Raw genomic sequence first — 12,422 nt, 5'->3', positions numbered from 1 at the left:
AAAGATATTTGAAACATGGATTGAGGTACACATGGCGAGAAAAATAGAATTAAAAGAGTTGAAGAAGGATACCCATACTAACAAGGGAAGCGGTAAAGTTCTCTTCATCGCCACCGTCTATACCCATCTTGCCGCCTTTCATATCCCTTTTATGCGGCTCCTCCAGGATAAGGGATATGAGGTTCACGCGGCGGCTTCTTCGGCTGAAAGGCGTAAGGAGGACGTGGAAAGATCAGGGGTAATATGCTGGGAGATCCCCTTTGCCCGTTCCCCTTACAGTCATGCCAACCTTGAGGCCTGTCGGCGGCTGAAGGCATTGTTTAAGGAGCACCAATATAACCTCATCCACGTCCACACCCCGGTGGCCGCTTTTCTGGGAAGGTTTCTAGCAAAAAAAACGGGCCAGGGTGCGGTGCTCTACACCGCCCACGGTTTTCACTTCTATAAAGGAGCGCCGCTGCGTAACTGGATGGTTTACTACACGGCGGAGCGCCTAGCCGCCCGGTGGACGGACGGGCTTATTGTAATGAACAGGGAGGACTATGAAAACGCTCGCCGCATGGGTTTTGAGCCAGATAAGAATCTGTTTTACGTGCACGGAGTGGGCGTAGATTTAAGCTGCTATGCGCTTCCACCTTCATCAGAAGAAAGTATACGTTCGGAGATCGGTCTTTCGGCATCTGATAAAGTTATCACTTGTATTGCAGAAATGAATCCCAACAAGAATCATATATTTCTCTTGGGATCGTGGAAGAAGCTGGCAACTAGGTATTCTGATTGCCACCTCCTGCTGGTAGGGACGGGAGAGCTAATGGCATACCTGCAGGAGAAAGTTGAGAAAGAGCAGATACCTCGAGTATACTTCCTCGGTTACCGCCGGGATGTGCCCCGGATCCTCCTGGAAAGCGACATCATGACCCTGACTTCAAAACGCGAAGGCCTTCCAAAATCCATCTTGGAAGCTATGGCTGCCAGCAAACCGGTGGTGGCCACAGACGTCCGGGGCAACAGGGACCTGGTGGAGGATGGGCGCACAGGGTTTTTAGTAGAGTTGGGCGACGTGCCAGGTCTGGCTGCGGCCCTAGAAAGGCTGATTACTGATCCTGAACTGCGGGCCGCCATGGGCGCTGCCGGCCGGAAGAAAATTCAGGATTATTCCTTGGAAAAGGTATTAGTTGAGATGGCCGGCATCTATGACCGCTACCTGGAGTAAAGAGTGATGCAGCTTGTCGACGGTTGGCGAGAGAATGGTGCCGTATTGTACAGCTTAAGGTCACAGTGGCCAAATAGTTAACTGTGCGAGGTGATAACGTCTGTGAAGATCGCTACTATCCTTGACCAGATCGATTTGGGGAGCATGGCCCTGCCGAGTTTCAGCGGGGGTACGTGTGGAACCGCGACCAGGTGCGCGGCCTGATGCAGTCCCTTTACCGCCGCTATCCCATCGGTAGCCTTTTGGTATGGGTTACCCGTTCGGAGGGCGCCGCCTCGAGAGGCGATCAAGCCCCGGCACCGGGGGTGGTTAAACTGCTGCTCGACGGCCAGCAGCGGATAACCTCCCTCTACGGTATCATCAGGGGCAGGCCGCCCCGCTTTTTCGACGGCAACGCCCAGGCCTTCACCGGGCTCTACTTCCACCTGGAGGATGAGACCTTCGAATTCTATATGCCCTCCAAATTGAAGGGGAATCCTCTCTGGGTAAATGTTACCGAACTAATGCAAACCGGAGTGGGCAAGTTTATCGGGCGGCTTTTTACGCTTTCGGAACTGGCGCCACGAATGGATACATATATTCAACGCCTCACCGCCATTGAAGGGATCAAGGATATTGACCTGCATGTAGAAGAGGTGACTGGCGAAGACAAAACCATTGACGTGGTGGTGGATATCTTTAACCGGGTCAACAGCGGCGGCACCAAGCTTTCCCAGGGCGATTTGGCCCTGGCCAAGATATGCGCCGATTGGCCGGGGGCCAGGCAGGCCATGAAGGATGTGCTTGCCGGCTGGGGACAGGCCCGGTTTTCACTTCAACCTCGACTGGCTGCTGCGCAATATCACCACCATCCTCACCGGGGAGGCCTCTTTCTCAGCCTTAAAAGATGTTGACGCGCAGAAGTTTCAAAAGGGCCTCGCCATGGCGCGGGATACTTGCAATTACCTGTTGAATATGATATCAGGCCGTCTGGGCCTTGACCACGACCGGGTCCTGGGCGGGCGTTACGCCTTTCCCGTGATGACTAGATACCTTGCCCTGCGGGGTGGCAAGCTGGGCGACGCCAGGGAACGCGACCGCCTTTTGTACTGGTATGTTCACAGCTTTCTCTGGGGCCGCTTCGCCGGTTCCACTGAAACCGTGCTAAACCAGGACTTGGGAGTGCTGGAGCCGGTGGATGGTGCCCTGGACCGGTTAATCGAGCAGCTCCGGCTCTCCCGGGGAAGCCTGACAATCCGCCCGGAAGACTTTGCCGGCTGGAGTCTGGGAGCCAGGTTTTACCCATGCTTTACCTGTTAACCAGGGTGTGCGGCGCCCTGGATTGGGGCAGCGGGGTGCCGCTTTCAGCCAACATGCTGGGCAAGCTCAATGCCTTGCAGGTGCATTACATCTTTCCTAAAGCGCTTCTTTATGAATATGGTTACCAGATGGCAGAGGTCAACGCTATTGCTAATTTTTGCTTCCTCACCCAGGGAGCCAACCTGGCCATTAGCGCTAGTAAACCCGAGGCTTATTTGAAGGAAGTAGAGGCCAGGTATCCCGGGGCGCTGGCCTCCCAGTGGGTGCCCCTGGACCGGGAACTCTGGCAGCCGGAAAACTACAGGGAGTTTCTTGCCGAGCGGCGGCGCCTGCTGGCTGCGGCGGCCAACCGGTTCCTGGATGAACTGTTAAGTGGTTCGGCTGCAGCCTCGGTGGCGGTCAATTACTCAACGGTCCTCAACCCGACGACTGCACCCGTTCCGGTGGAAGACGATGAAATTCGAGACTTGATTGAATGGGTGAAATTAAACGGCTTACCCCGGCCTGAACTGGATTTTAAAGTATGCAGTCCCACCGGAGAGGTTTTGACCGTGGTGGACCTGGCCTGGCCCGCCGGGGTGCAGGAAGGCTACAGCCAGCCGGTGGCCCTGGTCTTGCAGGAGGATAAGGAGCAGAATAAAATTCTCAATCAGGCGGGCTATCGCTTCTTTACAAGCGTAAAAGACCTGCGGGCCTATCTGGAAACGCTGGTGGGTATCAGCGCCTCTGAAAGATAATGTGTCGGTTACTGAGTTTATTGAAAATGGGGGCAATGGATTTGCTACTCGTCACTGGAATTACAGGTTTAACCGGGCGTTTTTTACTGGATTGCTTGAGAGAAGCGGGCTATAATGGGCGTATTAGGTGTCTAATACGAAAGCATAGCGATGTTTCATGGGTTCAAGACGAAAATGTTGAATTTTGCATAGGTGATGTTAGTGATGTGCAGTCTCTAAAGTCTGGGCTTGTGGGTGTTAGCGGCGTAATTCATTTGGTAAATATACGTTTTTCTCCACAGGTTATTCAGGCGTGTAGTGATATGGGAATTGGTCGCGTAGTCATTGTAACAACAACGGGTATATTTAGTAAATATCGTGAGTGTTCGGAGGAATACAGGCAACTTGAAAAAGGTATTATTGAGAGCAAGCTCCAGTATACAATTATTCGTCCCACTATGATTTATGGAAATGAAAGGGATAAGAACATCCACAAGCTAGTTAGAATAGTTGACAGGTATCCGCTTATTCCCATAATTGGCAATGGGCAAAGTTTAATGCAGCCTATTTATGCCCGGGATTTGGCTGCTGTCATAGCTTCGGCTTATCTGCTTCCTGTTTCTATAGGAAAAGCATATAATGTGGCCGGCAAATACCCTATCAAATATATCGACGTGTTAAAACTTATTGCAGCGACTTTAAAAAAGAGACGATTATTTATTCATATACCATATTTTGTTTCTATGTTAGCAGGTTATATTGGAGAACTCATATCAAATGACTTGGTTGATATAGAGAAGATTAAACGTTTGCGGGAAGATAAAGTTTTTGACTACAGTGAGGCCGCAAAGGATTTGGAATTTAACCCAATTTCATTTGAAGAAGGGATCAAATTGGAAGTAGAAGCTTTAAAAAAGGCTGGTTTGATAAAATAGCCAAGGCGTTATATTTTTGATAGATATTATTATCTAAAGGAGATAAAATGATGTTGTATGTCAGTAGTATAATCGGCTTTATATTAACATTGACGCTTTCGTTTTTGTTGACTGGTACCGTAAGGAAGTATGCTCTGAGAAAAAAAATTTTAGACATTCCCAATGCCAGGAGTTCACACAGCGTTGCTACGCCCCGAGGAGGGGGCTTAGCTATTGCGGTTTTGTTTTTACTTGGTGTTGGTATTTTCGCTGTGTCTGGCATAGTTTCAACGAATGTTGCCACTGCCCTGTGTGGTGGTGGACTGTTGGTCGCACTTATTGGCTGGATTGATGACTGCCGTAAATTAAGTGTATCTGTAAGGGCTGTTTTTCATTTTGCAGCGGCTATATGGGCAGTATATTGGCTTGGTGGGCTGTCAAATTTATATGTGGGGTTTACAACTATTTCAATTGGCCTTATAGATTCAATATTGGCTGTTGTCGGTATTGTTTGGTTTATCAACCTCTATAATTTTATGGACGGTATTGACGGCATTGCCGGCAGCGAAGCTTTAAGTGTTGGCCTGATAGGTGGAACTCTGACATTGGCTGCTGGCCAACCGGGTTTAGCTACAGCAGCCTGGCTTTTAGCGGCTGCCAGTGCCGGGTTTTTATTGTGGAACTGGCCTCCAGCAAAAATATTTATGGGTGATGTTGGCAGTGGCTTGCTTGGATATAGTTTTGCAGTAATCGCTGTTGGCAGCGAAAAATTAGGGGGTATACCGCTTTTAATTTGGCTGCTTTTGCTAGGAGTATTTATAGTTGATGCAACTGCGACATTACTGAGACGAATATGGCACGGTGAAAGATGGTACGAGCCTCACCGCACTCATGTATATCAACTGGCAGTTCAGGCTGGATTTAGCCATAAACAGGTTACTTTAACCGTTTTAGGTTTAAATATCTTGTTAGCGGCGTTAGCATTAATTTCAATTTTTTGGCCTGGTACTTTATTGTGGGTATTTTTTGCAGGCAATCTTTTGCTTTTGGGCTTGCATGTGTTTCTATTGCGGTTTTTTGGATGCAGGCAAACATTAACGACGGTAGAAGGCAAGAGACAAATTTCGTACATGGATAATAATATTTCATTTTTGATTTTATTTGAACAGGTGGATAAGCATGAGTAAGTTTATCCGGACGGCTTTATTAGTTATTATTGACGCCTTTATTGTAAACCTATCATTGTATCTTGCTTTATGGCTGCGCTTCGAAGGCTTTATCAGACCTATTTACATAAACAATACCTTAAACATCGCGCCCTATGCCACCTGCATCTACATAGCTTCCTTTTATTTTTTTAGGCTTTACAAGCGGCTGTGGCAGTATGCCAGTATCAATGAGCTTTTGGCCATCGTTACAGCCACCTTTACAGGCACTTTGGGCAGCGTTTCCTTCGCCTATTTCCGCATGGCCGGCGGCACTTTTCCCCTGCCGCGCAGCGTTTTTGTGCTGTGGACGATTTTGATTATCGCCCTGGTGGGGCTTTCCCGCCTTTCCTGGCGCCTTTTCCGCGAGTACCGCTTCCCGGTAGCACGCAATGGTGGTCGAGCCGTCCTCATCGTTGGCGCCGGAGACGCCGGGGCCATGGTGGCCCGCGAGTACCGTAACCGCAGCAACGGTTACGGCGGCGAGGCCCACCCCGTGGGCTTTGTCGACGACGACCCCAACAAGCAGGGTCGCATCCTCTATGGCCTACCGGTCCTGGGCACCAGGGAGGATATACCCCGGCTGGTGGAGGAGCTGGGTGTTGAAGAAATTGTAATCGCCATGCCTTCCGTGCGGGGCCGGGTTATCCGGGAGATCGTGGAGATCTGCCACGGCACCGGGGCTGATTTGCGCATCCTGCCGGGGATTTATGATATTTTGGACGGCACCGTGAAGATGGACCCCATCCGCGAGGTGAGGATTGAGGACATCCTGGGCCGGGAGCCGGTCCGGGTGGACCTGGCGGCCATGGCCGGGTATCTCACGGGGGAGACGGTCCTGGTGACGGGCGCCGGCGGCTCCATCGGTTCCGAGCTCTGCCGCCAGGTGGCCGGCTTCGGCCCAGGGCTGTTGATCCTAATGGGCCACGGCGAGAACAACATCTATGAAATCCACCAGGAGCTGAGCCGCGATTATCCGGACGTCCAGCTCGTCCAGGCGATAGTGGACGTGAAGGACGAAGCCGCGGTAGACCAGCTTTTCCGGCAGTACAGGCCGGCGGTGGTTTTCCACGCTGCCGCCCACAAGCACGTGCCGCTTATGGAAATGAACCCCGCCGAGGCCATTAAGAACAACGTCCTGGGCACGCGGGTGGTGGCCCGGGCGGCCGATAAGCATCGCAGCAAGGTTTTCGTCCTGATTTCCACGGATAAAGCCGTCAATCCTACCAGCATCATGGGAGCATCCAAACGTGTGGCGGAGATGGTGGTCCAGGAAATGGCCCGGCGGAGCAGGACCCGTTTCGCGGCCGTGCGTTTCGGCAACGTTTTAGGCAGCCGGGGGAGCGTCGTGCCCCTTTTCCAGCGCCAGATCGCCGCCGGCGGGCCGGTGACGGTGACCCACCCGGAGATGACCCGCTACTTCATGACCATCCCCGAGGCGGTACAGCTGGTCATCCAGGCCGGCGCCCTGGTCCGGGGCGGGGAGATCTTCGTCCTCGACATGGGCGAGCCGGTGAAGATCGTGGACCTGGCGCGGAGCATGATTATCCTGTCCGGCTATGTGCCGGGAAGGGATATTGAAATCGTCTTTACCGGCATCCGGCCCGGGGAGAAGCTTTATGAAGAGCTCCTGACGGCCGGGGAGGGGGTCAACGCCACTTCCCACGAGCGTATCTTCATTGCCCGGCCGGAGGAATTCGACGCCGCCGGGCTGGAACGCTTCCTGGGGCTGGTCTCCCAGCTCGGCTGGCAGGCCGGCATGGCCGGGGTGGAAGAATTGCTGCGCTTGGTCCTGCCGGACTTCCGGGTAGAGAAGGGGCAGGAACTGGTGCAGGTGGGGTAGGTCCACCGGATGGTCTATATATTACCCTTTCACCTTAGGGCGACGCCCAGATTCTTTTACATACATTGAAAGCATGCTCATGAGGGACAAGGCTTCATAGGAGGTACATTCCATGGCTAAAGTACTGGTCACCGGCGGTGCGGGATATATCGGCAGCCATGTGGTCAAGGTCCTGGGGGAGAGGGGCTACCACGTGCTGACCTATGACAGTTTAATTAGCGGCCACCCCTGGGCGGTCTTATACGGCGACCTGGTGGTGGGCGACCTCCTGGACGCCGCCAAGCTGGAAGAAGTTGTCCGGGACTTCCGACCCGACGCCGTCATGCACTTTGCCGCCCACATCGTCGTCCCCGAGTCCGTGGCCCGGCCCTTGAAGTATTACATCAACAACGTGCAGGGCACTTTGAACCTCCTGGACTGCATGAAAAAGGGCGGGGTGGAGAGGCTTATTTTTTCTTCCAGCGCCGCCGTCTACGGCATACCGGAGCGCATCCCGGTGCCGGAAGAAGCCCCGTTGTACCCCATTAACCCTTACGGTCACAGCAAGGCCATGGTGGAGCAGGTGCTCCAGGATCTGGCCGCCGCCGGCGGGATTACATATGTATCCCTCCGGTATTTTAATGTTGCCGGCGCCGACCGGGACGGTAGAATCGGCGAGGGGAAAGAAGACGCCACCCATCTCATCACCCTGGCTACCCGGACGGCGGCGGGCAGGCGGCCCCATTTAAGCGTCTTTGGCACGGACTACCCTACCCCTGACGGCACCTGCATCCGGGACTACATCCACGTCGAGGACCTGGCGGAAGCTCATGTGCTGGCCCTAGAGTATCTGCTGGCCGGCGGCCGGAGCGAAGTATTTAACTGCGGTTACGGCAGAGGCTACTCCGTGCTGGAAGTGATTGCAGCGGCCAAAAAGGTAACCGGCGTGGACTTCCCGGTGCGCTACGAAGGCCGGCGGCCGGGCGACCCGCCGGTTCTGGTGGCCGACGCCCGCAAAATCCGCGAGCGTCTCGGCTGGGTCCCCGCTTATGACGACCTGGAGCGCATTATCTATTCCGCCTGGCAGTGGGAGCGAAAGAGGCCGAAGTTACCTATTTACCGTTAGGTTAGGCAAGAAAAAATTTCCTTTTAGATGGGAGGCGAGCAGGAAAATGAAGATTAACGTAGAACATATATTCTATACTTCCCTACAATATAGCTTTATGGAAAACAGAATAATGATAGGTGTAGTATATGGCTTATAAAGAGTACCGGGATCCCCTATATGGATTTATTGGTTTAACGGAACCCGAACAGATAATAGTTGATTCGGAGCCATTTCAAAGATTGCGTGGGATTAAACAGCTTGGTACTACTTATCTTGTCTACCCTACAGCTAATCACACCCGTTTTGAACATTCCCTTGGTACAATAGAAATTGCCACCCGCATGTTTGATGCCCTTATTAATAATCAAGATAATGTTAGCATACTGGGCTGGAATAAAAATGAGATTACCTACTATCGCCATGTACTGCGTTTTGCCTCTTTACTACATGATCTTGGGCACCCTCCTTTTTCCCATGCTTCCGAAAGTTTATTTCCAGACGGATGGGATCATGAAACATATACTCAAAACATGATACTTAACGTAGAGCCGATTGTGAGTATTATCAATCAAGAACTTGGAGATAACGGAAGTCGAATAGTATCTGAAGTAGCAACCGGGTCGGCGAAAGAAAGAAATCTGGCCTTTTTAAGTGAACTATTAACCGGCGATTTTGGCGCCGATAGGATCGATTATTTGTTACGTGATAGTTATCAACTTGGGGTTGCCTATGGGAAATTTGATGCTCAGAGACTGCTTAATACGCTCCATATTCGTTACAGTTCCGAAAAAGAAGGGCCGGAGTTGGCAGTAGAAGATGGCGGAGTACATTCTGTTGAGGGATTTTTACTGGCAAGATACTTTATGTTTCTTGATGTTTATTTTCATAAAACCAGGCGAATAATGGATATACACCTGACGGAATTTTTACGTTCCCTTCTTCCCGGCGAGAAATACCCCAAGAACCTGAAAACTTTTTTGAAGTGGGATGATAACCGGGTAATGGAATTTATAAGAAAGAGCAAAGATAGTCCCCATACCGGGAGATTACTAAAAAGGCAGCATTACCGGGTAGTATCTGAAACAACAGATCATCCTCAACCAGAAGAAATCGAACGTTTTGATTGGCTTAAAAGCGAACTGGAAAAGAATTATGATCCGGAAATTCTGCGTTTCGATGAAGCCAGGAAGAATCCTTATAATTTTACTCAACCCCCCATCTTCGTATTTTGGCGAAAAAAATATCATCCTTTACATAAACGATCTCCTTTGGCAAACAACTTGCGTAAGATACAAAAAATGCGCATATATACCCGTCCTGATTTTAGAGAAGTCGTGGAAGACTTTTGCAATACATTTTTAAATAAACGAGAACAGAGGAGGTAGTTTTTCCATGGATACCATGCAAAGAATGGCTCTATTGGTCTATTTAGTCATGAAAGGGCAGGAGCGGGTCAATGCGGTTGGTCATACCTTGATTCAAAAATTATTCTATTTACTCCAGAACGGCAAGGGTGTTCCCCTTGGTTATAAATTCAGGTTATATCATTATGGTCCCTATTGCAGCGAATTATGGGGTGACCTTAATAGCTTAAAAGAATATGGCTACTTAACTATTTCTGCAAATGAGTCCGGGTGGGGATATGAAATAAGGATATTACCTGAAGGCAGGCGATTTGTAACCGGGCAGGGAGTAGCTGAAGAGATCCGCAAAAAAGTAGATGGTTTATTAGAAGTTTTAGGAGGACAACCTGTAAGACGTTTGGAAGCACTGGCTACAGCACACTATATTTTTCAGGACTTACGGAAGGCAGGTTTATTACCTGATGAGGACAAAGTCGTCTACCATGTTTTAAAGCTCAAACCCCATCTTAAGGAAAATGAAGTAAAGGAAGCCTTTCGCCAGATTAAAAAGCTGATTTAAGAGCGACATTGGTTGCGGTTTCAGGGCATCCTATCAACCCTTACGGTCACAGCAAGGCCATAGTGGAGCAGGTGCTACAGGACCTGGGCGCCGCCGGCGGGATAACCTATATATCCCTCCGGTATTTTAATGTTGCCGGAGCAGACCGAGACGGGAGAAACGGCGAGGGGAAAGAAGGCGGTACCTACATCCGCGACTACATCCACGTCGAGGACCTGGCGGCAGCCCACGTGCTGGCCCTGGAGCACCTGGTGGCCGGCGGCCGGGCGACCCGCCGGTCGTGGTGGCGGACGCAGGGAAAATCCGTGAACCTCTCGGCTGGGTGCCGGATTACCACGACCTGGAGGGCATCATTTACTCCGCCTGGCAGTGGGAGAAGAAGCGGTAAGGGATTTGTATCACTACGTGTTGGTGTGGTGATAAATAATGTCCAACATTTTTCCCTCCTTGCATGAACAGAAAATTCTGATCCGAATCATATCGAAATTTATTATAATAAAACAAGACGGGTTCGGCTGCATTTTTGCCGGCAGGCGCAGGAACTCGCTTTTACTAATTTGAGGGAGTGTCATAATGCAGATTTATCAGGTTGAAAGAAACGATTTTTGCCCCTGCGGCAGCGAGCGCAAGTACAAAAAATGCTGCCTTCCGGCCGTGGAGGAGGCCACACGGGCTGTGGGCCGCGCAGTCGGGCCAAACCTTACAGCCTATGGTAAAGAAGTGGTAAATACTCTTGGATTTATCTGCGGCCTTAAATGGGATGAAGGGGCGCGGCCTCCTGAATTTGAACGGGTAGGACGGCTTTTAAAGGAGGCATGGGAAGAAGAGGAAGAAGCCATGGAAGAACCGGGTGGTGAAAGGCTGGATGGGATAAGCAGCAGGTTTGCAAAACTGCTGCGCGAAAAGCCCTGCCTGCGCTTGGTTCGGATACCCCCGGACTTCCTGTTGGAGATAGAAGCGCATCAGGAAACGGACGAAGAATTAAAACAGTGCATTGAGGGAGTCGTGTCGGGGCTGGCCGACGACGAGGATTTTGTCTACAGTTCTATCGTCGACCTGGCCTATTCGCTGCATTTTGATAGCTTTTCGGACGAGGAACTGAAGGCCCTGTTTACCGGCCTGGGGTGGCTTGTCGGCAAAGATACGCGGTACGGTTTTATCGAGGTCGTCCTGAGCGTAACCATGGAAGAGTTTGAGGAAGCGATGGAGAAGATAGAAGCCTTTGAGAGTTCCGCAGACGAAGAGGACGAAGCGGCTGTACGGGAGTTGATGGATTTTCTTCAGGAAAACACTGTCTTTGGCGAGTATTTTTACACCAAGCTACTCAAAGATACCGTTCCTGCCATGCGGGCCATTGAGGAAGGGAAGATAAATCTCGTCCTACCTTTGTATGCCGTGCTGCGGGGGATTTATAAATATATCAACGAGGTGCTGGCCAACCTGCCCCGGGCTTTTATCAAAAAGGTTATTGACGAGGACCTGTTCCGATTTGACTGGATAGGGGCGTGCCTCTGGGAGGATGGGGAGGCCAAATACTTTTTGCCCGAGATTTTCCGGGTTTTAAGCGAACATGCCGGGCAAGAAGAAGATAAGTCACTGGCTATGGCGCTTGAAAGGCTGCTCTTTGCGTCGCAGGTCGGTGTTGTCATAAACAACCCGGATTTGATAGAGAGGCTTTATTTGCTGTGCCTGTATAAATTCATAGACGGTATGCTTACAACCTTACCGGGAACTGAGATGAATTTCAATGGCCTTGAGGATTTGCTCGACGAAGAAAAGGTCGCTCGTTACGCGGAAAGTCTTAAGGAGAAGGGGCTGGAGAAGGAAGCGAACTACGTGTTGGAGCAGTTCCGGACGCTGGGACGTGAGGCGAAAGATAAATATGATGCGGGAATCGCCGGGATGGTAAAACGGCTTTGTATCCAGGGATAACAAAGTATATACTATGGAAAATCGGCCTTAGAGAAAGAACACCGGTTGATCTGCAGGTTGATGGGGAGGTCTGGAAGGCCGGCGGGCCTGCCCACCTGAAGATTGCGGCGGTCCCTGGGGCTATGCCAGTTTGTTGGATATTCTCCAGGACCCCGGCCATCCGGATTATGAAGATATGCGGGCCTGGGCGGGAGAAGATTTCGACCCCGCGCGAAGGGGTCAACGCTACTTCCCACGAGCGCATTTTCATTGCCCGGCCGGAGGAATTCGATGCCGATTTGCTTAAACAC

The 12,422-nt window shown here is 51.1% G+C and carries 12 protein-coding genes and 1 pseudogene; all 13 read left to right on the top strand.

Features of this window, described 5'->3' with window-relative positions; all coding sequences use genetic code 11:
- Positions 1-31: 31 nt before the first annotated feature.
- The 13 genes and pseudogenes from NWF31_RS06985 to NWF31_RS14955 all read left to right on the top strand — a co-directional run bounded on the left by NWF31_RS06985 (position 32) and on the right by NWF31_RS14955 (position 12,418).
- Entirely contained in the window at positions 32-1,213 is a 1,182-nt protein-coding gene (locus NWF31_RS06985; RefSeq protein ID WP_258359789.1) for a glycosyltransferase family 4 protein, read from the top strand.
- Between the two features lie 173 nt (positions 1,214-1,386).
- A complete protein-coding gene (locus NWF31_RS06980) occupies positions 1,387-2,106 on the top strand; it encodes a DUF262 domain-containing protein (RefSeq protein ID WP_422880259.1) in 720 nt (239 codons plus the stop codon).
- Positions 1,997-2,512 carry a hypothetical protein gene (locus NWF31_RS06975; protein ID WP_258359788.1) on the top strand — a complete coding sequence of 172 codons (516 nt, stop codon included), beginning with the start codon at positions 1,997-1,999 and terminating at the stop codon, positions 2,510-2,512. The genes NWF31_RS06980 and NWF31_RS06975 overlap by 110 nt, the downstream gene beginning before the upstream one ends.
- Positions 2,497-3,249 carry a hypothetical protein gene (locus NWF31_RS06970; protein WP_258359787.1) on the top strand — a complete coding sequence of 251 codons (753 nt, stop codon included), beginning with the start codon at positions 2,497-2,499 and terminating at the stop codon, positions 3,247-3,249. Before NWF31_RS06975 ends, NWF31_RS06970 begins: the two co-directional genes overlap by 16 nt.
- A 41-nt stretch (positions 3,250-3,290) precedes the next feature.
- A complete protein-coding gene (locus NWF31_RS06965; RefSeq protein WP_258359786.1) occupies positions 3,291-4,163 on the top strand; it encodes an NAD-dependent epimerase/dehydratase family protein in 873 nt (290 codons plus the stop codon).
- A 50-nt stretch (positions 4,164-4,213) separates the two neighbouring features.
- Entirely contained in the window at positions 4,214-5,329 is a 1,116-nt protein-coding gene (locus tag NWF31_RS06960; RefSeq protein WP_258359785.1) for an MraY family glycosyltransferase, read from the top strand.
- A complete protein-coding gene (locus NWF31_RS06955) occupies positions 5,322-7,190 on the top strand; it encodes a polysaccharide biosynthesis protein (RefSeq protein ID WP_258359784.1) in 1,869 nt (622 codons plus the stop codon). Before NWF31_RS06960 ends, NWF31_RS06955 begins: the two co-directional genes overlap by 8 nt.
- A 112-nt stretch (positions 7,191-7,302) precedes the next feature.
- A complete protein-coding gene (galE, locus tag NWF31_RS06950; protein WP_258359783.1) occupies positions 7,303-8,295 on the top strand; it encodes a UDP-glucose 4-epimerase GalE in 993 nt (330 codons plus the stop codon).
- A 128-nt stretch (positions 8,296-8,423) separates the two neighbouring features.
- On the top strand, positions 8,424-9,662 hold the full coding sequence (locus NWF31_RS06945; protein WP_258359782.1) for an HD domain-containing protein: 1,239 nt from the start codon (positions 8,424-8,426) through the stop codon (positions 9,660-9,662).
- Between the two features lie 7 nt (positions 9,663-9,669).
- Positions 9,670-10,200 carry a hypothetical protein gene (locus NWF31_RS06940; RefSeq protein WP_258359781.1) on the top strand — a complete coding sequence of 177 codons (531 nt, stop codon included), beginning with the start codon at positions 9,670-9,672 and terminating at the stop codon, positions 10,198-10,200.
- A 29-nt stretch (positions 10,201-10,229) separates the two neighbouring features.
- Positions 10,230-10,588, top strand: a pseudogene (locus NWF31_RS06935) (NAD-dependent epimerase/dehydratase family protein); the annotation flags it as partial.
- 185 nt (positions 10,589-10,773) lie between these two features.
- Positions 10,774-12,132, top strand: a complete 1,359-nt coding sequence (locus tag NWF31_RS06930; RefSeq protein WP_258359779.1) for an SEC-C domain-containing protein — start codon at positions 10,774-10,776, stop codon at positions 12,130-12,132.
- A 130-nt stretch (positions 12,133-12,262) separates the two neighbouring features.
- Positions 12,263-12,418 (top strand): hypothetical protein, encoded by a 156-nt coding sequence (locus NWF31_RS14955; protein WP_422880258.1) that lies wholly within the window; start codon positions 12,263-12,265, stop codon positions 12,416-12,418.
- The last annotated feature ends 4 nt before the right edge of the window (positions 12,419-12,422 follow it).

This window comes from Neomoorella sulfitireducens, from assembly GCF_024733845.1.
Classification (GTDB): Bacteria; Bacillota; DSM-521; order Neomoorellales; family Neomoorellaceae; genus Neomoorella; species Neomoorella sulfitireducens.
Note: the sequence above shows the minus strand (reverse complement) of the source record. Positions and strands in the feature narration are given on the sequence as shown.

What these genes read in the sequence shown, in the direction of transcription:
- NWF31_RS06960 (WP_258359785.1), top strand. Translation starts at nt 4,214, where the DNA reads ATGTTGTATGTCAGTAGTATAATCGGCTTTATATTAACATTGACGCTT.
- NWF31_RS06945 (WP_258359782.1), top strand. Translation starts at nt 8,424, where the DNA reads ATGGCTTATAAAGAGTACCGGGATCCCCTATATGGATTTATTGGTTTA.
- NWF31_RS06985 (WP_258359789.1), top strand. Translation starts at nt 32, where the DNA reads ATGGCGAGAAAAATAGAATTAAAAGAGTTGAAGAAGGATACCCATACT.
- NWF31_RS06955 (WP_258359784.1), top strand. Translation starts at nt 5,322, where the DNA reads ATGAGTAAGTTTATCCGGACGGCTTTATTAGTTATTATTGACGCCTTT.
- NWF31_RS06930 (WP_258359779.1), top strand. Translation starts at nt 10,774, where the DNA reads ATGCAGATTTATCAGGTTGAAAGAAACGATTTTTGCCCCTGCGGCAGC.
- NWF31_RS06940 (WP_258359781.1), top strand. Translation starts at nt 9,670, where the DNA reads ATGGATACCATGCAAAGAATGGCTCTATTGGTCTATTTAGTCATGAAA.
- galE (WP_258359783.1), top strand. Translation starts at nt 7,303, where the DNA reads ATGGCTAAAGTACTGGTCACCGGCGGTGCGGGATATATCGGCAGCCAT.
- NWF31_RS06970 (WP_258359787.1), top strand. Translation starts at nt 2,497, where the DNA reads ATGCTTTACCTGTTAACCAGGGTGTGCGGCGCCCTGGATTGGGGCAGC.